The sequence below is a fragment of the Alsobacter sp. R-9 genome (assembly GCF_054612375.1).
Genome location: NZ_JBTSWJ010000001.1, coordinates 326,227 through 349,142, shown reverse-complemented (window position 1 = coordinate 349,142; position 22,916 = coordinate 326,227). Strand labels below are relative to the sequence as shown.

Below are 22,916 nucleotides of genomic sequence, written 5' to 3'. Positions count from 1 at the left end.
GCATGGATCGCCGCGGCGGGCTGCATCGGTGCAGGTGGCACCGACCTTGCCCTAGGGGACGGATCCGCCGAGGGCGTCGTTGAGAAGAAGCTGCGGCACGCCGTCCTCTCCGCACCAGACGATGGCATTCTGGCGGTAGCGCACCATCAGCGCCCGGGCGGCACCCTCGTGGAGGCCGAGGACGAGGAGGCTCGGCTCCGGCGGCCACGCGCCGTCGTCGCCGCTGCCGTGCCCCTCGATCGCGTACCAGCCGCCCGCCGCGACGTCGGCGGCCAGCGCGCGCTGCGCGGCCTCGTTCTCCGCCGGGGGAAGGGACACGCTGAAGGGGTTCCACGCGGTGACGAAGGCCGCGCTGGCGACGCCCCGCCCGGCCATGGCGCGCAGGAGCGCCTCCGACCGCTCGCCGACCCGCAGGACGATCCGTTGGTCGCCGGCACCCGCGACGTAGCTCGTCGCGCGATAGGCCGCGGTGAGGGCGTCTCGCGCCGCTGCATTGGCGGCGGCCTCGATGATCACCGCGAGGCCGCTGCGAACGCCGGCGAAGCCGTCGTGCTTGGCCCCGCTTGCCTCGTCCATGTAGAGGTCGCGGCGCACCTCGATCATGAGCGACTGGACACGGGGATCCGTCCGGTGAAACGCGGCGGGGACCAGGGCGCCGGCGAAGGGGCGGTCGACCGCGACGCTCCATCCGCACGCCTGCGCCGCCGCGACCGCGGCATCGCGCACGGCAGGCGGCGTGTGGAACGCGTCCGTGCCGATGCAGATCGCGGGGCGGTCGGGCGCCTGGTCGGGCTCGTGCGGCAACGGGTGGCGCGCGAAGCTGTGGGCGTCGATCAGGAGGGCATGGCCCGCACCGTCGAGCACCGCCCGCACGGCCGCCTCCAGCCGGGCATGATGGGGCCTGTACCAGGTCTCGTGCAGCCGGCGCCGCTCGTCCTGTGCCGGGGCCGCGCGCAGCGGCAGCCCGTCGCTCGTGCGCGTGTAGAGCATCCCCATGCCGCGGGCCGCCATCGGCTCGTCGCGGTCGTCGGGAAAGCGCTCGACGTCGCACAAGAGGCGGCTCGCCTCGAACACCACCCGCCCGGCCTCCACCGGCGTGACGGGAAAGAGCTCGTCCGTCCAGCGGTCGGTCATGCGCAGCAGCTCGCGCGCCAGCTCGGCCTGCGACAGCCGGAACGACGAGGTCTCGTCAGGCGGCACGAGGACCGAGGCATGCGGGACGTGGACGACGACAGAGCGCCTCATGTGCCGGCCTCCATGCGCCGGGCCTGTCGCCGGCGGACGCGCAGCACCTCGCCGTAGCGCGGGGTCCAGATTTCGGCGTTGTACCACAGGTCGTCGGCCCGCTCGTGCACGCGCCCGGGCACGAAGCGCACATGGCGATGACCGGCGTGCCGGAGGTCCAGCCCCTCGCAGGCCCGCAGCGCCCGCAGCACCGCGACCCGGTGCCGCTTGTCCGGCGTCGTGCCGTAGACGGCCGCGCAGAGTTCCGCCGTGGACAGGATCGCCTTCGGCGTCTCGGAGAACAGCGCCAGGATGGCGCGTTGCACGCGTCCCGGACCCCGGCTCATGGCACTCCCGTGTCGCGCGGCGAGCCCGCCTCGCCGATGCCGCATGTCAGCATGGTCAGCGGGTTCTGGCGAGGGGGAAGGATCGCGATGGGCCTGTGAGTTGCGGGTGGTCCACCCGGGTGGAGGCGTCGGTCGCCGCGACGCTCACAGGCTTTCGGCGCTGGGGTGGATGACCGGTCGGTAGCCGCTCGACAGAGCGCCGACCGTGGAGCGTGGCGTCAGGACCGTAACGTCCGTCGCACCATCGCATAAGCGAGCGGCAACGTACCCTCCCGCACTCCACTGCTTGAGGCGTCCGCCATGAACCAGCCAGGCCGTCCCCGGCAGCGACGGAAGCTCGACGATCGCACCATCGGGGAGAGTGTCCAGACGGGCGGTGTACGTCACCTTCCGCCCTTCACGGTCGATCCGCTCTCGATGAAGCGCCTCGTCGATGGGCACGACACTCTTGGGCGCTCCGACCCACGCAGCCTTGAGCCGACCGAGGTCCTCCTTGCGGCAATCGTTGCAGGGCCTGTGGCCGGCGGCCAGGGCAGTCGCTTCGTCGAGTAAGAACAACTCCGTGTAGGAGTTCGGCGCCATGAGCCGCCCGTTCTTCCGGATGCGGTTGATGTCCTTCCATTCGAGGCGGCAGGTGACCCAGCTTTGGCGGGCCCAACGACGCTGCGCGAGCCGGCCGTCGGCCGTGTGAATGGCGCCCCTGTTGCCCATGAAGAGGCCAAGCTCGGGCGTGGCGATGATTTCTCCGAACGGTGTGACCCTGTTCTGCAGCGGCATGACGTCAATCCCCCTTCAGATCATGAAGCGCGATCGCAACGGCTTCGCAAAGCGTCCGCGCGAGCGACCTTTCCCAGGAACAGCGCCCCTCTGTTTGTCGATCTCCATCTTCCACCATCTTGCAACCTTGGGTTGCAAAACTCACGATCCGGAGAGCCGGTAAGGCGGCCTCGGATGTGCCTGGGAGCAACCGTCGAATGGGATCGCCAGAGCGGCTAAAGAGAGGTCCACTGGGGGGCGCGTTGCTTCGCATCCTTGGCCACAAGCCGTGGGCTGCCGAGCAGACCGTCTTGGGCATCCGCTTCCTCGGTGGGCCGGAAGCGCCTTTCAGTGAGTGGGCAGGGCCTGCGCGGCTGGCCAAGACGTTCGGCTTTTCGACTATCATCGTCCCGCTCGATGGAGGATCTGTCGCCCGCTTTGCGGGCCTCGCGAAGGACGACGCGGCCCGATTTGTCTCCTCGGCGAACGCGGCGTTCCGCACGCACATTCTCCGGCAGTTCGACGCCGTGGACGAAGAACTGAAATCGCTGTCCGACGCCCTGGAGCGGCTCGAACAGCCGCGCCGCTACCCGGCTGCCTGCCTTGTCGCTCCATTCCTGGCGCGCGCCCGGGCGATCACCGCCGCGTTTCCCAGGACCATTCCCAAGGACATGCTGTCCGAGGAACGACAACGTCGGATCGGAAACGTGCAGCGCTTCCTGTCCTCACCGGAGAAGTGCCGTCAAGCTGCAATCGAGCGCTTCATCGGCTTCGACCTTACCGGCATGCAGCGGTTCTTCGATACGATCGAGAAAAACCCCCTCACACCCGAGCAGCGCCTCGCCGTGGTGACGGATGAAGACGCCACTCTCGTTCTCGCGGGTGCGGGCTCGGGCAAGACGAGCGTCATCGTCGCGAAGGCGGGCTACCTCGTCGAGCGCGGTATCCGACAGCCTCATGAAGTCCTGCTGCTGGCCTTCGGAAAGGATGCGGCGTCGGAGATGGCGACGCGCATCAGGGAGCGGACTGGCGCAGCCGTCGACGCGATGACGTTTCACGCGCTTGGGATGAGTATCTTCCGCGCCGTCGAAGGCAGGAAGCCGGCGCTGGCCCATCATGCCGCCGACGACGTGAAGCTTCGGATGCTGCTGCGAGAGATCCTGCACGACGAAATCGCGGCCGGTACCGAGGTTGGCACGCTTATTCTAAGTTGGTTTTCCGAGTTTGTCTGGCCGTACAAGAGTGAGTGGGACTTCAAGACACAGGATGGCTACTTCCAGTGGGTGGAGACGCATGACCTCCGCACGCTCAATGGTGACCTCGTCAGGAGTTATGAAGAGTGGCTGATTGCGAACTGGCTCTACCGCAATGGCATCGCTCACGAATATGAGCCTCTCTACGAAGGTCCGCTCCCGGCGGACGCACGGGGCCCCTACCGTCCCGACTTCCGGCTGACCGAGAGCGGAATCTACATCGAACACTTCGGCGTCCGGAAGGCGATCCAGCCCGACGGCTCCGTCCGCCTGACCACCGCGCCCTTCATCGATCGGGACCGCTACCTGGCCGACATGGCGTGGAAGCGAGAACTGCACCACGCGAATGGCACGAACCTCATCGAGACGTTCAGTTACGAGAAGGTCGAGGGAACGCTGTTCGAGAAGCTCGCTGAGAAGCTTGCTCCCTACGTAACGCGAAATCCCGTCCCGGATGATCTGGTGTTCCGGACCCTGGCCGAAATGGGGCAGGTCGACGCGTTCACGCAGACGCTCGGCACGTTCCTCAAGCACTTCAAGGGTTCCGGTGCGACCATCGCCCGATGCGAGGAGCGCGCAGCCTCGACGGACGACGTCCCGCGTAGCCTCGCGTTCCTCAAGATCTTCAAGGCCGTGATCAACGCCTACGAAGCCCGCCTCGACGGGACCATCGACTTCGAGGACATGATCATCCGTGCGGCAGCCCACGTCGAGACCGGCCGCTACCGAAGCCCCTACCGGCATCTTTTGGTCGATGAATTCCAGGATATCTCGGAAGGACGGGCACGCCTGCTCCTCGCCCTGAAATCGCAGCACGACGATGCGCGCCTTTTTGCCGTGGGCGACGACTGGCAGTCGATCTATCGCTTCTCGGGTGCCGACATCCGTCTTATGCGAAGTTTCGGCGCTGTCTTCGGTGGTCGGTTTGGCGACCAGGAGGCGGTGCATAGCGTCGTCGATCTGGGACGCACCTTCCGCAGCGTCGACAAGATCGCGGGCCCGGCCCGGCACTTCGTGCTCCGCAATCCCGCACAGATCCCAAAGACGGTCGTGCCCGCAGCAACAACTGCGAACCCGGCGATCAGGGTCGCATACGTCGAGCGGGGCCAGGATGACGATGCCGTCAGAATGGCACTTGAGGGGCTTTCAACCGGCACGGTCCGCGGCACCAGCGTTCTTCTTCTGGGCCGGTACAACCACGTCAGGCCGTCGTCGCTCGAAGGGCTCGCCGGGCAGTTCCCTAGGTTTTCTATTCGTTTCATGACGATGCACGCATCGAAGGGGCTCGAAGCCGATCACGTCGTCATCCTGCGTGCGGTAGGCGGGCGAATGGGTTTTCCCTCGGAGATCGTCGACGACCCGGTTCTCGACGTCGTGCTGCCCGAACCTGAATCCTTTGAGCATGCCGAGGAGCGTCGCCTCTTCTACGTGGCACTGACCCGGGCACGGACGTCCGTCACGATCCTCGCAGATCGGGAGAGGCCCTCCACCTTTGTCCGTGAACTCACCGGAAGCCCAGACTACGAGGTCATGGAAGTCGGCGAAGCCGGCCATGCCCCACGGCGCTGCCGCGCGTGCGGCGGCCGGATGCTCCAGCAGCCCGCAACGAATGGACGCTCCTTCTTCGCATGTGAGCATCGCCACCTTTGCGGCCACAGACTCAAGGCATGCAGCGCCTGTGGCGTCGGCTTGCCCGAACGAGACGCTGCGAACCCGGATAGAATGACGTGCAGTTGCGGGGCTGAGTTCCCAGCCTGCCCTGTCTGCGCCGATGGATGGCTTCTGGAACGCAAGGGCCGTCATGGCCGATTTCTCGGCTGTGTGAGCTATCCGACCTGCAGGGGCACGCAGCGTCTTCCTCATCAGGACGGCTCCGAAAACACTGGTCGCCCGTTCAGATCTCGGCGCTCCTGAAGGGCGTCATGCGACACATCGGCCCTAATGAGAAGCTCATGGGCCAAGTCCAAAATGATCGTGTCCCCCGCCGCACTGCATCATGCACGACACTCGTCCCCCATCCACCCAACAAGCCGAGCCGCTGGCAGGTTTTGTCACCCCCATCATCGATCTTCGTTGCAACTTCTGATTGTAGCCCTGAGGCTGACATGACGACCGCGGTGGGTGGCTGGAACAGGAATGCTCAACGAGGGGTGAGTTGATGTGCGACGCCGTCTTCGGCAACTGGGAACTGAGAGCGGCGGCATCAGACCGAAACGCACTTGCGCTCCAGTCCAACCGTCATCGCAACGTGCTACCCCGCTGGTGTTGTCTGGCCGCGGCATTGTTCTTCTCGGTCGCAGGCCTCGCACATACTACCTCTCTCGCCGCTGCGCAGCAGATCATCCAGGGAATTCCTCGGGTCCTCGACGGCGACACCATCGTTGTTGCGGGCATCCATCTGCGCCTCAACGGCATCGACGCCGAGGAGGTTTCACATCCTGCCGAACCGAATGGGCCGGCAGCGCGCGCCGGGCTGCAGGCCATCGTCGGGGTCGGCGCGCCGGTCCGGTGCGTCCTGAACGGCGAGCGCACCTACGAGCGCTACGTGGCGACGTGCTTCAACCTGCGCGGGCACGACATCGCCGCTGAGTTGATCCGCCAGGGCCTCGCCCTCGACTGCGCCCGCTACTCGGGCGGGCGCTACCGGCGCCTGGAGCCGCGGGAGGCCCGTTTGCGGCTGCGGCAGAAGCCGTATTGCGGATGAGGACCGGGACGATGCGGGCCCATGTCAGGAACTGACGCCCACAACATTCAAGGTAATGCAACCTTGAGTTGATATCTTTCATGCGAAACGAAGCGGGCGCGATGCTGGCGCGGCCGGCAAGGGCGAGAACGGACCGATGCGCCTCATCGACGGCACGATCCTGCTGTCAGCCACCGACCTCATGCGCTTCATGGGCTGCGCCCATGCGACGACGCTCGACCTGATGCGCCTGCGCGGCGAGGGGCCGCAACCGCTCGAGGACAGCGAGGACGCCCTGCTGCTGCAGAAGCACGGGGATGCCCACGAGGCCGCCCACCTCGCGCGTCTCAGGGCGGCCGGCAGGCGCGTGGTCGAGATGCCACGGGGCGATCTCGCGGCGGATGCGCAGGCGACCCGGGCGGCGCTGGTCGAGGGAGCCGACGTCGTGTTCCAGGGCGCCCTGCTCTCGGGCTGCTGGGGCGGCTGGTCGGACTTCCTCGAGCGGGTCGAGCGGCCGTCCGATCTCGGCGCGTTCAGCTACGAGGTCGCCGACACGAAGCTCAAGCGCAGCGTCCATCCCAAGCACGTGCTTCAACTCGTGGTCTACTCGGACCTGCTGGCCGAGGTGCAGGGCGTCGCGCCGGAATTCGCCCATGTCGAACTCGGCTCGGGAGAGCGCGTGACGCTGCGCCTGGCGGACTACGCGCACTATGCCCGCGCCGCCCGGGCGCGGCTCGAGGCCTTCCTCGACGCTCCGCCACCCACCCGCCCGGTGCCCTGCCCGGACTGCTCCCTGTGTCGCTGGGCGAACCATTGCGAGAGCGTCTGGACCGCGGAGGACAGCCTCTTCACCGTGGCCAACATCACGCGCGGACAGGTCAAGAAGCTCGACGCCGCCGACATCACGACGATGGCGGGCCTTGCCGCCGCCACCGGGCCCGTCAGGGGCATGGCCTCCGAGACGCTCGGGAAGCTGATCGCGCAGGCGCAACTGCAGCACGCCCGGAAGACCGGCACGCCGACGGCCGTGTTGCGGCCCCACCAGCCGGGGAAGGGCTTCGACCTGCTGCCCGAGCCGCAGCCCGGCGACCTTTTCTACGACATCGAGGGCGATCCCCACGTCGAGGGCGGCCTTGAGTATCTCCACGGGGTCTGGTGCGACGGCGCGTTCCGGAGCTTCTGGGCACACGCCCACGCCGCCGAGAGGCAGGCCCTCGCCGACCTCATCGCGTTCTTCCGCGCGCACCTCGCCGCCTTCCCGTCCGCACATATCTACCACTACGCGCCCTACGAGATCACCGCACTGCGGCGGCTCACCGCGAAGCACGGGATCGGCGAGGCGTTCCTCGACCGGCTGCTGCGCGAGCGCCGCTTCGTCGACCTCTACGCCGTGGTGCGCGGTGCCCTTGTCTGCTCGGAGCCCAGCTACTCGATCAAGGCGCTCGAGGTCTTCTATGGCCTCAAGCGCGACGGCGAGGTGACGACGGCGGGCGGTTCGGTGGTCGCTTACGAACGCTGGCGCGAGACGGGCGAGCAGCGGATCCTCGACGAGATCGAGGCCTACAACCGCGTCGACTGCGTCTCCACCGAAAGGCTCCGCGACTGGCTGGTGAGCCTGCGCCCGGCCGGCCCCTGGCCGCAGCTGGGCGAGGACGCCGGCGAGAAGGAGACGCAGGAGGACGAGGACGCGTCGGCCCTGCGCGCCTGCCTTGCCGCGTCGGGCCTGCCCGCCGACCGCCAGGCGATGCTGTTCGACCTGGGCCTGTTCCACAAGCGCGAGGCGAAGCCCGCCTGGTGGGCGATCTTCGACAGCCTGGGGAAGGAGGACGACGACCTCATCGACGACCTCGATGCCCTGGGCGGACTGGTGGCGACGGGACCTGCCGAACGCGTGAACCGCTCGGTGCAGCGGACATACCGGTTCCCGCCGCAGGAGACGAAGCTGCGCGCCGGCAAGAACGCGACGATCCCGACGACGGACAACTTCGCGACGGCCGCGATCACCGGGCTCGACCGCAAGACCGGCCTCGTCACGGTGAAGATCGGCGTCGCGCGGGCAGACCTGCTGACCGAGCGCCTCTCCCTGCATCCCGACAAGCCGCTCAACACCGACGTCATCGCGGCCGCGCTGCGCGATGTCATCGAGGACCAGTGCGGGGCGCGCCGATACCGCGCGGTGGACGATCTCCTCTCGCGCACGCCGCCCCGCCTCGTCGGCGAGGGCCCGATCCTGCAGGGCGACGACCTCGTCGCCGGCACCATCGCGGCGGTCGAACGCATGGACGCAACCGTCCTGCCCATCCAGGGGCCACCCGGCACCGGCAAGACCCATGTCACCGCCCACGCTATCCTCGCGCTGATGCGGCAGGGCCAGCGCGTCGGCGTCACCTCCAACAGCCACGAGGCGATCCGCAACGTCCTCATGACCTGCGCCCGCCTCGGCGCCGCGCTCGACCCGCCGGTGACGCCGGACATCGTCCACAAGCTCTCCGACGACGAGGACGGCTATCCGGACGACTGCCCCATCCGCCGCACCACGGACAATGCCGAGGCGGCCTCGGGGACCGGCGTCGTTGGCGGCACCGCCTACTTCTTCGCCCGCGACGAGAACGTCCAGGCCTTCGACGTCCTGTTCGTCGACGAGGCAGGCCAGGTGAGCCTCGCCAACATGGTCGCGATGGGACGCGCGGCCCGCAACATCGTGCTCGTCGGCGATCCCCGGCAACTCCCGCAGGTGATCCAGGGCGCCCACCCGGACCCCGCCGACCTCTCCTGCCTCGACTGGATGCTGGGCGACCACGCGACAGTGCCTCACGACCGCGGCATCTTCCTGGGCGTCACGCGGCGGATGCACCCGGAGGTCAACCGCTTCATCTCGGAGCAGGTCTACGAAGGCCGTTTGGAGAGCCATCCGGACACGCAACGGCAGTCCGTGACGGGCACCTCCTTCCCCACCGCCGGCGCCTTCTGGGTGCCGGTGGACCACGAGGGGAATGCGCAGGTGTCTCCGGAGGAAGTCGAGGCGATCCGTGCCGCCTGCGAGGATCTCCTGAAGGGCCGGTGGACCGACAAGGACGGCGCCACGCGGCCGATGAAGCCCGAGGACATCATCGTCGTCGCTCCCTACAACGCGCAGGTGAACGCACTTCGTGCGGCCCTGCCCGATGCGATCCGGGTCGGCACGGTCGACAAATTCCAGGGCCAGGAGGCACCCGTCTGCCTGGTTTCGATGACGGCGTCGTCAGCAGAGGAGACGTCACGAGGGCTCGAGTTTCTGCTCTCCCTCAACCGCATCAACGTGGCCATCTCGCGGGCCAAGGCGCTCGCGCTCTGCTTCGGGGCACCACGGCTGCGTGAGACGTCATGCGCGACGGTGGAGCAGATGCGGCTGGTGAACGCGCTGTGCGGAATGCAAGCCCTAGGGCAAGAGTGGCTAGAGCCTTCATCGACCGGGGAGTCTTGATCCCCTTCATGCTCTCCAAGCGCGATCTCGACATGATCCAGATCGAGGAACTCCGCTTGGAATCCGGCTATGCGGAATGGTTTCGCTGACGTGATCGGCTTGTCCGGCCGGTCCTCCGTCTAGGCGCATCACTCCCTTCGGAACATGTTCAGCGGCATCTGGGGTGAATCGGACGTGCTCTCTCTATTCGAGAAAGACGGTATCCGCACGGTAGTTCTGATAGAGCACAAGATCGCTGCGGCCTTCACGCACACACAAGGCGAACGTTTTCATGACCGTGGGCAGGAACTTGTCGCCAAGGGGGTTGCAGCCCGCTATCAGACAGTCCCCGTTGCGCCCCGCGCCTAACTTTCGAGCGTTCGAAGCGAAGCGCCTTGGCAGACGAAGGTGCCTGTTGAAGACCTCGCTGAGTGGTTCGTGCAGCGCGAGGATCACCACGCCCATTGGCGCGCCGCGGCGCTTCGCCGGGCACTCACCCGGATGAGCCGGACAGCATCCGCGGGAACAGAGGAGGCCAGCCGTTTCAGCATGGCCCTAGCCGATTACTTGGCTCGCTTCCACGGCCACGCCTTGTCGCACAAGCCTGGCGTCGACAAGTCCGGACCAACATTTCGATATCCCGGAACGAGCGCAAACAAGATGCTTGGGTGGAAGTTCGCCACCAACCAGATGACGTTTCAGATCATGGGTCCGGTGATCGATGTCCCGCCAGTCGATCTGTCACAACCGCTCGAAGCGCAAGTGACGACCGTGGAGGCGGCCGTGGACGCAGCGCGCCGGCTGATCGAACTGGGATCCGAGACGCCCTTACTTCAACTATAATCGGCAATTTGGGGGCGAAATCAATTCGCAATAAATAGTTGCTGCTTGAAGACGACGACTGCATAATGGAAGAATTGATCCCTGAAGAAAACTAGGACTATCATACAATGCGGCCGCTGAAGTTCGCACGATCGACAATCTGGACGGATCGGCGCGAACCCGTTCAATGCACAGCCTGACGATTACTCTTTGCTTAACCCAAGCGAAGGGTATAAATGAGAAACGATGCATGTAATGCGAGACGACAATGTCGACCCCCATCGGGCAGCGCGTAAGAACACTCCGTCTAAAGAGAAAACTTTCGCTCGGCACACTGGCTGAACTGGCTGGCTTAAGCAAATCCTATATCTGGGAAGTAGAAAACAAAAACCGTGAAATAACTCTTCGAAGAATATCGGCACTTGCCGACGCACTTGGCGTAACAACTGAACAAATTTTGTATGGAGACAGTATTCGCGACATCGATCCCGCGGAAATCGCGCTATTCCGGCGTTATCGACAATTAGAACCTGAGAAAAAGGCTCTCATTCGACTTCTGATTATTTCTTTGTCATCGACCGATCTGAACCCTGCGGCCGATGACGTTCAGGAGGAATAGGTCACGGATCGATATTGCTGCAGCGAGCTTATTCAAGACGCCTTCCTCGAGAGCATGAACAGCCTCAGCCGAAATGATTACCTGAACGAGCGCCTGTTCCAGGGCTTGCTGATGTCTCAGCAGATCATTGAAGCTGGGCGAATCGGCTACCATGACCATAGGCCCATACCAGCCTCGACGGCTGAACCCCAGCAGCTTGCGGCCAAGGGGGAGATTTCCCGATTCAAGGTTGGGGGCTGATGGCGGCTCGACAGGGGGAAGATCAAGAGTTGGATAAACCGGCAAACAGAGAAGCAGGGCACCAGGGTGACGACGGAGTATCACGCCAAACTTTTCGCGCATGAGCTGAGTAGGCGGTATTCGGTGGCCGACGCCGGAAAGCTTGCTGCCCCCCTGCTTGACGCGCAAGTAGACCTCAATCCGCACCAGGTTGAAGCCGCACTCTTCGCATTCAAGTCGCCGCTGTCGAAGGGCGCTATCCTTGCTGACGAAGTCGGTCTAGGGAAAACCATCGAAGCTGGGCTCGTTCTCGCGCAGAAATGGACGGAAAGGAAGCGGCGGCTCCTGATCATCACCCCCGCTAATCTACGCAAGCAGTGGTCGCAGGAGATCGAGGAGAAATTTTTTCTGCCGACAGTCATTCTCGAAACCAAGAACTACAACAAACTTGCCAAAAGCGGTGTGCGCCGCCCGCTTGAGCAAAAGGCAATCGTGATTTGCTCCTTTCAGTTCGCCGCCCGGTGTGCTGACGAGCTAATTGTTATTCCTTGGGACCTTGTCGTGATCGATGAAGCCCACAGGCTTCGTAATGTCTACAGACCTGACAACCGCATCGGTCGTTCGCTGAAGACAGCACTTGGAAACGCCCCAAAGATTCTACTGACCGCGACCCCGCTACAAAACTCGCTCATGGAATTGTACGGACTGGTCAGCCTGATCGACGATTACACGTTCAGCGATGCGAAGAGCTTTCGCGCGCAGTACGCACGGATCACCGGAGACGGGCAGTTTGACGAGCTCAAAGACCGCCTGAAACCCGTTTGCCACCGCACCTTACGGCGGCAGGTCCTTGAGTATATCCGTTACACTAACCGAATTCCCCTTACCCAGGAATTCGTGCCGAGCGACAGCGAGCAGGCCCTGTACGATATGGTGTCGGATTATCTTCGGCGTCCTTCGCTCAAGGCCCTGCCATCCAGCCAGCGTACTCTGATGACTCTCATCATGCGCAAGCTTCTGGCGTCATCAACTTTTGCGATCGCGGGAGCTCTAGATTCGCTGGCACGAAAGCTGGAATGCCAGCTTCATGACGACAGAACAATGCCGGAGAAGCTTGTCGAGGAAATCGCAGAAGACTATGAAGAGTATGAAGAGGCCGCCGACGAGTGGCCTGATGAATCCGACGAGCCAGAGCTTCTCACCGAAAGCGACATCGCTAACATTCAGCAGGAGATCGCTGTTCTCCGGGCCTTCCGCGATCTGGCCGTGTCAATCTCGGAGAACGCCAAGGGTCTTGCGCTGCTGAGCGCGCTCCGTGCGGGATTTGCCAAGGCGCAGGAATTGGGAAGCGCCGAGAAAGCGATCATCTTTACAGAATCCCGGCGCACACAAGAGTATCTCGTTCAACTGCTGTCGGACCACGGCTATGACGGCAAACTCGTGATGTTCAATGGTTCAAATGCCGACCCCCAGTCCAAGGCAATCTACAATGCTTGGATAGAGCGCCATAAGGGGACGGACCGCGTGACCGGTTTGCGGACAGCCGATATGCGGGCCGCGCTCGTCGATTATTTTCGCGAGAAGGCCGGAATCATGATCGCCACCGAAGCAGCGGCCGAGGGCATCAACCTTCAGTTCTGTTCGATGGTGGTGAACTATGATTTGCCGTGGAATCCGCAGCGAATTGAGCAGCGAATCGGGCGCTGTCACCGCTATGGCCAGCGTCACGACGTTGTGGTGGTAAACTTCCTCAATAAGAATAACGCTGCGGACCAGCGCGTGTTTGAACTGCTGGCCGAAAAATTCAAGCTCTTCTCCGGCGTCTTTGGCGCTAGCGATGAAGTGTTGGGCGCGATAGAATCTGGCGTTGAATTTGAAAAACGCATTATGTCCATATACCAAACCTGCCGTTCAGTCGCGGATATCGAGAAAGCATTCGAGCTTCTGCGCGCTGAAATGGAGACAGATATCTCCGTCTCAATGGAAGATACACGCCGCAAACTTCTGGAGAACTTCGACGCCGAGGTACATGACCGCCTTAAGGTCAACATGGCGAAAAGCAAATCCTACATTGATCGCTATGAGCGCATGTTGTGGGCCGTCACGAAGCATGAGCTGGCAAGGCACGCTGAATTCGATGACGATTACATGACCTTCATTCTGAAATCTGTGCCGGATGGCGTTCAGGCCCCGGCCGGCAGCTATTATCTTTCAAAGCAGGGCATTGACGGCCATAGGTATCGCCTAAGCCATCCGCTAGCGCAGCATCTCCTGTCAGTGGCTGGCGAGCGTAAGCTCAATGGCGCCAAGTTGGTTTTCGATTATACGGGCTGGCCGCAGACGGCAGTCTCTATCGCGCCGTTTGTTGGAAAGGCCGGAACCCTTGTCGTGCATAAGCTTTCCATTCGAGGCGCGGACGATCAGGATCATCTCATCCTCGCCGCCATCACGGACGACGGCGTTCTTCTGGATCAAGCGGCGGCGATGCGTCTGTTTGAAATGCCATCGCATAAGAATGGCTCGGCCGAATTTTGTGTGCCGCCATCGGTGACGGCGGCCATCGACGATCAGCGAAAGGCCATCCTCGATGAGATCGCGCGCAATCAGTCCAAGTGGTTCGACGAGGAGATGGATAAGCTCGATCACTGGGCAGAGGATCGTCGCGCGGGTCTGAAGGCGGACTTGAAGGAGCTCGACGAGCAGATCAAGGCGCTGAAAAGGGAAGTCCGCTATACAGGCAGCATGCCCGAAAAACTCAGGCTGCAGCGCAAGGCGCGGGCACTGGAAGAGCAGCGGAATGAAGCGTGGCGCGCATATGACGCTGCCGCAAAGGATATTGAGATTCAGAAGGATCGCCTTCTGGATCAGGTGGAGGAACGCCTCTTCCAGGTCCCGTCGGATGAGGAGCTCTTCTCCATCAGATTTCAAATCCTGTGAACGGGCCCGAAATGAACAGGCCGGAAGCGATACCGAAATGGCGGGTCCCAAGATCAGGGACGGCGCAATGTCGCAAACTGCCGAAGCTTACCATCCGCATAGCGGCTGGACCACTTCCTTCCTTGTGTCTAGCGCCCGTACACTGGCAACCTAATCATGAACGATAATAATCCCCATAGACAAACAGAAGCCACCGAAGTACCGAAGGCTTATTTGAGCCTATTCTCTGGAATAGGGGGGTTAGAACACCCCTCCGTTCCGCCGATTCTTTTTTGTGAGCAAGACGCCGAGTGCCGTGCGATCATTAGAAGCCGTCCGCTGAATCAGGGCGTTCCGATTCACGATGACGTCCGAAGCCTCATAGCGCCTCCGCCAGCGTCCTTTATTGTTGGGGGCTGGCCCTGCCAGGACATAAGTTCCGCAGGTAAGCAATTCGGTCTCTTCGGAAACCGTTCTGGATTGTTCTTCGATATGCTGCGAGTAGCCGTTGCATCCGGTGCGCATACCATCGTCGGGGAAAACGTCCCCAACCTATTGACACTCGCAGGCGGAGCCGACTTCCACGCAGCGAAACAGGCAGTCCGAAGTCACGGCTTCAACCACATTTCATGGCGTTTGCTCAACGCCCGGGAATTCGGACTTCCTCAAGACCGTAACAGGCTCTTCATTGTAGCATCAAAGCACCCTACTTATGCTCTCGGACTTCATGCTAAAATACCAGATATTCGGGGTCGAGAGGCATTAAATGAAAATGTTATCCAGAACGCCAACGGTTTTTATTGGACTGGCGGCAAACGATCGATTTGCTACTCGATAGGTTATGTGCCCGCGCTAAAGGTCGGAGCGACTGACAACAAAGGTAGAGGCACTGTAGCGGTGTTCAATGGTCGGATTGCCCGAAAGTTGACCGTCGGAGAGAACCTCGCCCTTCAAGGCTTCTCCGACATTCGCACTTTGGGTTTCGCATCCTCGACCCTGCTTAGGATGGCGGGCAATGCGGTCGCAAGACCGGTCGGAGAATTTGTTTTGTCGAGTGTCATGAACGCATGCCCACCATCTGGAGTGCGGAGCGGCTTCTCCGTCCGCACTGCCTGCGGCTATTTCGACGGTGAGGTGGAATGGGCAATTGATCATGAGCCCAGTACGCTAGCTTCAAATCTCGCCGACTTCTTGGAGCCTGGCGACCATTCGCCTCTCTCCGCGCAAGCTTCGGCTGGTCTAATTGTCCGTTCAGTGCGATCCGGCAACCCAATGCCGTCTGACCTGTTCGATGCCCTCTACCATCAGTCGCTATTGAGAGGCGGGAAGATTCATCCATCCCGCGGGGACAGTCTTTCCGCCTTTGAGGAAATGCTCCCTGAAATCATAGAGTATCGAAATAAACTGGAGAAACTTGAGCGGGGGGCTCGCATATGAGAGACGAGAAAAAAAACGCAGGCAGCTTAGAAACGCGAACTAACGACCTTCTATCGTCGATTGCAGGTGAGCGTGTCGACGAAAAGTTGTTGCGGGATCTAGTATTAGACGCTTTTGCCCGAGACCTAACGGGCAAAGACGCCAACCGATTTCGATTCGAATGGCGCGGGAAGTCTGAGATTTTAAGCCGAATCCAGAGACCTCCACAAGGCGCACTACATCCCGATCCAGCAACTTCGATCAATTTCGGCGCGGCACGTCACGTTGCAATTCAAGGAGAAAATCTAGAAGTAATGAAGCTCATCGAACGATCCTACTTCGGGCGGTTCAAGATGATATATCTTAATCCTCCATTTAATATCGGTAGCGAGCTCATTTTCGATGATAGCGAAGGTTACTTCGACAGATATATCGATTATGTCGATAATTCAGAAAGCAATGGACGTATTAGTTTGACTGCTGGTTCTGATCACTCTGGTTGGCTGAATATGATCTATACTCGGCTTTTCTTGTGTCGAAATCTCCTTTCGAGGGACGGGGTGATTTTTGTATCCATAGACGACCACGAGGCGCATCACCTACGTGCCGTCATGGACGAGATTTTTGGCGAAGAGAATTTCGTGGCTACATTCGTATGGGAGAAGCGCTACTCGCCTCCTCCGGACACAAAAGACGTCGGTTACGTGCATGAGAACATCATTTGCTATCGGCGCTCTGAAGAGTTCACCGCCGGCCTTCTGCCCATGACTGACGAGCAATCGGCTAGATACACCAACCCCGACAACGATCCCCGAGGGCCCTGGAAGGCAGCTGACTATACGTGCCGGTACACAGCCGAGGAGCGCCCAAACCTGTACTACCCGGTGACAAATCCGAATACTGGTAAAGTACATTTTCCAAAGAAAACTAGGGTATGGGCCTGCTCGCTTGCAGAACACGAGAATAATGTCGCGGAAGGGAGGCTGTGGTGGGGTGTCGATGGCAGAAATTCAATCCCTGCAAAGAAGAAATACTTGTTTGAGATCAGACAGGGCTCGATGCCAAAGACAATTCTCCAGCACGACGAGGTAGGTCATACTGACGAAGCGACGAAGGAATTGAGAAGGCATCTGCCGGATTTGAAGTTGTCTCCGAAGCCAACGCGACTTATGAAACATTTGCTTAGTATAGCAAACGTTGGGGCGAATGATTTGGTCTTGGACTGCTACGCCGGAACCGGAGCCATGGGAGAGGCAATTCTCTCTCTTGAACAAAGTGGTCCGGCACCATCTTTTGTCCTCGTTGAATTTCCGGAAAAGCTAGAGGGGAGCGACCTAACGCTCTCGGAGGCGATGCTACGAAGGTTGGCTTCCAATGCTACAAATAAGAAAGATAGTTCGCTAGGTTTCCGAAGCTTCAAGCTAGCGCGTTCGAATTTTAGGCGGTGGGAGGCGAGTTCTGAGGAAGACATGGTTCGCCGCCTCGAAACCCATGTGGATCACCTCAGAGAGGGCGCTGCACCTGATCATCTGCTATTCGAGTTACTCTTGGGCGCGGGTTTTCCACTTACCACGAGGTATATGACCGTGGAGATGGCCGGGAAGAAGGTTTTTTCTATCGAGGGCGGCGCACTCCTCATATGCCTTGAGAGAGAGATCACACCCGAGTTGATCGATGCACTCGCTGACGCCAACCCGCTACAGGTCATCTGCCTGGACGAGGGCTTCAAGGGTAACGATCAGCTGAAAGCGAATGCCGTTCAAACCTTCAAGGCGCGGGCGGAGGCAGAGGATTCCCAAATCGTTTTCAAGACGGTTTGAGTGGGGGGGGGCGCGGCGGATGAAACTCAAATACGACGCCTCGATTCAGTATCAACGGGATGCCATCGACGCCGTCGTCGCCGTATTCAACGGGCAGCCCTTCGCGCAGACCGGGGCAATGGCGTTCCAATCTTTGCAGCTGGGAGGTCTATTTCAGACTGAGCTCGGCCTGGGCAACCGGCTCGACTTACTGGATGACGAGATTCTCAAGAACGTCCATGCGGTTCAGGAAACCAATAACATCGTAAAAGTCGCAGCGCTTGCTGGTCGGGAGTTTTCTATCGAAATGGAGACCGGTACTGGCAAGACATACGTCTATCTTCGCACCATATTTGAGCTTAACAAAACCTACGGCTTCAAGAAATTCATCATTGTAGTACCGAGTGTTGCGATTCGCGAGGGTGTGCTCAAGAGCATCGACATGATGAAAGAGCATTTCCAGACACTCTACGACAAGGTGCCATTCGATCATTTCATCTATGACAGTAAACGTCTTGGCAAGGTCCGCCAGTTCGCGAGCAGCAACCAAATTCAAATCATGATCATCAATATCCAATCTTTCCAGAAAGACGTAGCTGACAAAGATCTTGCGGAGATGAACGAGGATGCGCTCAAAAAGCTCAATATCATCAACCGTGAGAACGACCGCATGTCAGGTCGGCGACCCATTGAGTTCATCCAAGCGGCTAATCCGATCGTCATTATCGACGAGCCGCAGAGCGTCGATACGACGGAGAAGTCGAAGAAAGCAATTCGCAACCTGGCTCCGCTTTTCACGTTGCGGTACAGCGCGACCCACCGCGATCCGTACAACCTTCTATACAAGCTCGATCCGATCAGGGCCTACGATTTGCGTCTCGTGAAGCGTATCGAGGTTGCTTCAATACGTTCAGACAGCAATTTCAACGATGCCTACGTCAAGCTGCTGCAAACCAACAATAAAAACGGCGCTAAGGCGCAGGTCGAGCTCCATAAAGAAGGCCCGAGCGGGCCGACTGCCGTCAAGCTCTGGGTGAAGCAGGGCGACGACCTTTACGTCAAATCAGGCGGGCGCGAAGCTTACCGCTACGGATATATCGTGCACAGCATCGATTGCACTCAGGACGCCGAGTATATCGAGTTCAACCAAGGCCGCTTCCTGGAGCTTGGCCAGGAACTCGGCGGGTTGGCGGACGACATGATGAAGGCGCAGGTCTACGAGACCGTCGAGCAGCATCTCAAGAAAGAGCGCGCGCTTAATGGCAAGGGTATCAAGGTGCTCTCGCTGTTCTTCATCGACCGCGTAGCGAACTACCGAGTCTATAACGAGGACGGCACCACGAGCCTCGGGAAGATCGGGGAGTGGTTCGTGGATGCCTACCGGGAGCTAACCGCGAGGCCGATCTACAAGGGCCTTATCCCGTTTGATGTCGCCGAGGTCCATGATGGCTACTTCTCACGAGACAAGCAGGGCCGGGCGAAGGACACACGCGGCAATACGGCGGACGACGAGGACACCTACAACCTCATCATGCGCGATAAGGAGCGGCTGCTCGATGCGGACGTCGCGCTGCGCTTCATTTTCTCCCACTCGGCGTTGCGCGAGGGCTGGGATAACCCAAACGTCTTCCAGATCTGCACTTTGAATGAATCAAAGTCGACCGAGAGAAAGCGCCAGGAGATTGGGCGTGGCTTGCGTCTGCCGGTAAATAGGTTTGGCGAGCGAGTGCATGACGAGACGGTGAACAGACTGACAGTTATCGCAAACGAGTCATACGAGGAGTTCGCGCGGGCCCTGCAGTCGGAGTTCGAGGAGGACTTCGACATCCAGTTCGGGCGGGTCGAAAAGATTGCCTTTGCTAAGCTGCTGCGACGCGGGGAGAACGGCAAGGAGACCGTCCTCGGCCAAGATGATTCGGTGAAAATCTGGACCGATCTGGTCGCGAACGGCTACCTTAATGCTACGGGCGAGATCCTAGAGAAATTCGACCCCAAGAATCCTCATTTCGACTTGAAGATTCCGGCGGAGTTCGTCGATCTGAAGGCCGAGATTGTTGACGAGATCAACCGCAAGCTCTTTAGGAACCGCATAGTGAACGCACGCGACCGGCGTGAGTTAAAATTTCGTAAGGACGTGCAACTCAGCCCCGATTTCCAGGCGCTTTGGGACAAGATCAAGCACCGAACCCGTTACAGGGTAACATTCGATACAGCCGACCTGATCGACAAGGCGCTCGCCCGTATCAAGCTCATAGAGCCGATCAAGGCCCCCCGGGTTGCCACCACGGTGGTTGAGGTGGAAATCACGGACGCAGGTGTCGTCGCAGACAAGCAGATCGCAACCCGCGTCCGCGAGAGGGAGCAAGTGAGGATCCTGCCGGACATTCTGGCATTCCTCCAGAAGGAGACCGAGCTAACCCGGCATACGCTTGCCGAGATACTGAAGCGCTCAGGGAGGCTTGCCGAGTTCAAGGTGAGCCCGCAGGCTTTCATGACTGCCTTATCCAAAGAGATTTCGCGCGCCCTGCAGGAACTGATGCTGGATGGGATCAAGTACGAAATAGTCGCGAACCACTTTTGGGAGCAAAGTCGGCTGGAGCAAGAAGCTGAACAGGGCATTGTCCGCTACCTGACCAACCTTTATGAAGTCAAACACCGCGAAAAGGCGTTGTTCGACGCCATCGAGTACGAGTCTGAAGTCGAAAAGAATTTCGCCCGCGACCTCGATAGCAATGAGAACGTCAAGCTGTTCGTCAAGCTGCCCTTCTGGTTCAAGATTGATACGCCGATCGGCAGCTACAATCCCGACTGGGCTTTCGTCACAGAACGTGATGAGAAACTGTATTTCGTACGTGAGACAAAGAGCACTCTTGATAACGAGGAGCTCCGGACGAAGGAGAACCAAAAAATCGCTTGCGGTCGCAAGCATTTTGATATCTTGGGCGTGGACTATGACGTAGTCACGTCGTTGGCGGAGATCTCCTTCTAGCTGCGGTTCATTCTTTCGCTATATCCCGTTAGCCTCGCGGAGTGCGACAGCGTTCAGTATCTGCTCGGCCAGCAGCTTCTTCAGCTTGGCGTTCTCGTCCTCGAGCTACTTCAACCGCTTGGCTTCGGAGACGTCCATGCCGCCGTACTTGACCTTCGAGTTGTAGAGCGTCGCTTCCGAGAACCGTGCTTGCGCGCAAGAGCGGCGGTCTTCGCGCCTGCCTCATCCTCCTTCAGCACCCCGATGATCTGCTCTTCAGAGGACCGCCCTTCCTTCATCTGTCCATCCTTCGAAGGGTCGGACTCTAAACTCCGCGTGGAGGAGAATCTCAGTGGCAGGTCACCGGCGAGAACCCGCGTGAACGTATCGACGATAGTCAGGAGCTGAAGTGCACCCCGTTTCGACCGGACACCGGCGTCAGCCGGAGGACCTAGGCATAGACCTAGGGATACGCCTATGTCTGAGACCTTCTCGAAGGTGGAATTGATCACCGGTGTCGCCCGTCGCCGGCGCTTCACGACGGAGCAGAAGCTCTCCGTCGTGGCCGAGACGATGCAGCCCGGCATGTCGATCAGTTATGTTGCCCGTCGCCATGGGCTCTCGCCCAGCCTCGTGTTCCGATGGAGGCAACTGATGAGCGAAGGCGGCAAGGAAGCCGTCCGGGTCGACGACGATGTCGTGGGCGCCAACGAGGTACGCCGGCTGGAGGAGCGGGTCCGCGAACTGGAACGGATGCTCGGGCGCAAGACCATGGAGGTCGAGATCCTGAAGGAGGCCCTTGACCTCGCGCGGGCAAAAAAAGCGATCTCGCTGTCGAACTCTGCGCCGAGGGACGGTTCCCGATGAAGGCGGTCACCGAGACGCTTGGCGTGGCGCGGTCCAACATCGCCGAACGCGTCAAGGGGGTGCGCCCCAGGCGCGGGCCGCAGATACGGGAAGGCGATCTCGAACTCAGCGTGGAGATCCGACGCCTCGTGGATGCTCGCCCAACCTACGGGTACAGGCGGATCGCCGCGCTCCTCAAGCGCGAGCGGCGATCAGCCGGTCTGCCGCCCGTCAACGCCAAGCGGGTCTATCGCCTCATGAGGAAGCTCGGCCTCCTGCTTGCCCGCCACACAGGCCGGCGACATGCCCGTGAGCATGACGGCCAGGTCGCCACGCTGCACTCGAACGTCCGCTGGTGCTCCGATGGTCTGGAGTTCACGTGCTGGAACGGCGAGGTCGTCCGCGTCGCCTTCGTTCTCGACTGCCACGATCGAGAGGTGATCGGTTGGACAGCGACGACGGCGGGGCTTTCTGGCGAGATGATCCGGGACATGATGGTGAGCTGCGTCGAGGCCCGCTTCGGCAGCCCTCGGGCGCCCCATCGCGTGCAGTGGCTCAGCGACAACGGGTCGATCTACGCGGCCGCGAAGACCATCGACATTGCCCTCGCGCTCAACCTGGATCCCTGCTTCACTCCGGTCGAAAGCCCGGAGAGCAACGGCATCGCCGAGGCCTTCGTGAAGACGTTCAAGCGCGACTACGTCCGCGTGAACCCGATCCCAAACGCCGAAGCCGCTCTCGCGGCAATCCCCTTCTGGATGGACGACTACAACGACGTCCATCCGCACAGCCGGCTCGGATACCGCTCCCCTCGGGAGTACATCCGGGTCATGTCACAGCCAGCCGCGTGTCCGGTCTAACGGGGTCAACTCCAGGAGCCGAATCTTTCTTGCTTAAACTCAACGCATGATGGATGCACGAAGTTGACGCACTGTTTCGTGTAGATTGCGAGGATGGAGCTCGCATTCCCAAACGATCTCAACGCGCCAGCCGAGTTGCTCTAACCGCTCCTTTCTCTCGGCATCGCGCTGCACGTTACGGTCGAATTTGCGCTTCCAGAATTCGATGTTTGACTTAGGCATGTTAGCGGCCTTGCAGCCTTTGTGACGGTGCCAGAAGCAACCATGGACGAAGACGGCGACCTGTTGTTTACGGAAGACGAGGTCGGGCTTTCCGGGCAGGTCCTTTGCGTGGATGCGGTAGCGCAGGCCTAGCGCATACAACGTCTTCCTAAGTAATAGTTCAGGGGAGGTGTTTTTTGAACGAATCAGCGACATGCGCTTAGATCGTTCGTCCTTGGTCAAGTTATCGACCATGCTTGAATAGAAACTCAGTTATATTTTGCGCTTCCAGGCGAAGTTATTCTGCGACCATGTAAATTCACAAGACTTGGAACAATCCGTCAGAATATCGATAATAAATATTGAATAGGAAACTGCGATCACGGACGGTTTCGCGGTCATGTATTTTTCTCGACATCAGACAACCAGCCGACAAGTGTCTACCTTTATTGAGAGTATCGAAGTTACGGTGGCGCACGATTATGTTGAACTTGGAGGCATGAATTCTTCGTTGAAGAATAACACGGCAATTCGAGCCAGCCCAG

At 60.4% G+C, this 22,916-nt stretch carries 16 protein-coding genes and 1 pseudogene; 12 read left to right on the top strand and 5 right to left on the bottom strand.

Annotation, left to right across the window (positions count from 1 at the left end):
- Positions 1–51 precede the first annotated feature (51 nt).
- From ACX9GQ_RS01610 to ACX9GQ_RS01600, 3 genes are all read right to left on the bottom strand, one after another.
- Positions 52–1,245 (bottom strand): DUF3293 domain-containing protein, encoded by a 1,194-nt coding sequence (locus ACX9GQ_RS01610; RefSeq protein ID WP_459627778.1) that lies wholly within the window; start codon positions 1,243–1,245, stop codon positions 52–54.
- A complete protein-coding gene (locus ACX9GQ_RS01605) occupies positions 1,242–1,571 on the bottom strand; it encodes a hypothetical protein (RefSeq protein WP_459627777.1) in 330 nt (109 codons plus the stop codon). The genes ACX9GQ_RS01610 and ACX9GQ_RS01605 overlap by 4 nt, the downstream gene beginning before the upstream one ends.
- A gap of 144 nt (positions 1,572–1,715) precedes the next feature.
- A complete protein-coding gene (locus ACX9GQ_RS01600) occupies positions 1,716–2,348 on the bottom strand; it encodes a hypothetical protein (protein WP_459627776.1) in 633 nt (210 codons plus the stop codon).
- Between the two features lie 242 nt (positions 2,349–2,590).
- On the opposite strand from ACX9GQ_RS01600, the gene ACX9GQ_RS01595 reads away from it, so the two are divergent.
- From ACX9GQ_RS01595 to ACX9GQ_RS01545, 11 genes are all read left to right on the top strand, one after another.
- On the top strand, positions 2,591–5,494 hold the full coding sequence (locus tag ACX9GQ_RS01595) for a UvrD-helicase domain-containing protein (protein ID WP_459627775.1): 2,904 nt from the start codon (positions 2,591–2,593) through the stop codon (positions 5,492–5,494).
- Between the two features lie 244 nt (positions 5,495–5,738).
- Positions 5,739–6,284, top strand: coding sequence for a thermonuclease family protein (locus tag ACX9GQ_RS01590; RefSeq protein WP_459627774.1), 546 nt, complete (start codon positions 5,739–5,741; stop codon positions 6,282–6,284).
- A 136-nt stretch (positions 6,285–6,420) separates the two neighbouring features.
- A complete protein-coding gene (locus ACX9GQ_RS01585) occupies positions 6,421–9,726 on the top strand; it encodes a TM0106 family RecB-like putative nuclease (protein ID WP_459627773.1) in 3,306 nt (1,101 codons plus the stop codon).
- A 144-nt stretch (positions 9,727–9,870) separates the two neighbouring features.
- Positions 9,871–10,074, top strand: coding sequence for a hypothetical protein (locus ACX9GQ_RS01580; RefSeq protein WP_459627772.1), 204 nt, complete (start codon positions 9,871–9,873; stop codon positions 10,072–10,074).
- 39 nt (positions 10,075–10,113) lie between these two features.
- Positions 10,114–10,548, top strand: a complete 435-nt coding sequence (locus ACX9GQ_RS01575) for a hypothetical protein (RefSeq protein ID WP_459627771.1) — start codon at positions 10,114–10,116, stop codon at positions 10,546–10,548.
- Positions 10,549–10,795: 247 nt separating this feature from the next.
- Positions 10,796–11,146: a helix-turn-helix domain-containing protein gene (locus ACX9GQ_RS01570; RefSeq protein ID WP_459627770.1), complete on the top strand. Its 351-nt coding sequence runs from the start codon at positions 10,796–10,798 to the stop codon at positions 11,144–11,146.
- 54 nt (positions 11,147–11,200) lie between these two features.
- Positions 11,201–11,386, top strand: coding sequence for a hypothetical protein (locus ACX9GQ_RS01565; protein WP_459627769.1), 186 nt, complete (start codon positions 11,201–11,203; stop codon positions 11,384–11,386).
- A 123-nt stretch (positions 11,387–11,509) separates the two neighbouring features.
- The gene (locus ACX9GQ_RS01560; RefSeq protein ID WP_459627768.1) at positions 11,510–14,302 is read left to right on the top strand and encodes an SNF2-related protein; all 2,793 of its coding nucleotides are present in this window, start codon (positions 11,510–11,512) and stop codon (positions 14,300–14,302) included.
- 156 nt (positions 14,303–14,458) lie between these two features.
- On the top strand, positions 14,459–15,718 hold the full coding sequence (locus tag ACX9GQ_RS01555) for a DNA cytosine methyltransferase (protein ID WP_459627767.1): 1,260 nt from the start codon (positions 14,459–14,461) through the stop codon (positions 15,716–15,718).
- A gap of 293 nt (positions 15,719–16,011) precedes the next feature.
- On the top strand, positions 16,012–17,517 hold the full coding sequence (locus ACX9GQ_RS01550; protein WP_459627766.1) for a site-specific DNA-methyltransferase: 1,506 nt from the start codon (positions 16,012–16,014) through the stop codon (positions 17,515–17,517).
- 19 nt (positions 17,518–17,536) lie between these two features.
- Positions 17,537–20,485 carry a restriction endonuclease gene (locus ACX9GQ_RS01545; protein WP_459627765.1) on the top strand — a complete coding sequence of 983 codons (2,949 nt, stop codon included), beginning with the start codon at positions 17,537–17,539 and terminating at the stop codon, positions 20,483–20,485.
- 33 nt (positions 20,486–20,518) lie between these two features.
- Here ACX9GQ_RS01545 and ACX9GQ_RS01540 read toward each other — a convergent pair.
- A pseudogene (locus ACX9GQ_RS01540) lies at positions 20,519–20,763 on the bottom strand (transposase); the annotation flags it as partial.
- 178 nt (positions 20,764–20,941) lie between these two features.
- Here ACX9GQ_RS01540 and ACX9GQ_RS01535 point away from each other — a divergent pair.
- Positions 20,942–22,170 (top strand): IS3 family transposase gene (locus ACX9GQ_RS01535; protein WP_459627764.1). Its coding sequence is split into 2 segments (ribosomal slippage): positions 20,942–21,278 and positions 21,278–22,170, totalling 1,230 coding nucleotides; the frame shifts between segments, so codons are not numbered across the junction.
- A gap of 39 nt (positions 22,171–22,209) precedes the next feature.
- Here the strand turns inward: ACX9GQ_RS01535 and ACX9GQ_RS01530 are convergent.
- The gene (locus ACX9GQ_RS01530; protein WP_459627763.1) at positions 22,210–22,626 is read right to left on the bottom strand and encodes a very short patch repair endonuclease; all 417 of its coding nucleotides are present in this window, start codon (positions 22,624–22,626) and stop codon (positions 22,210–22,212) included.
- Positions 22,627–22,916 lie beyond the last annotated feature (290 nt).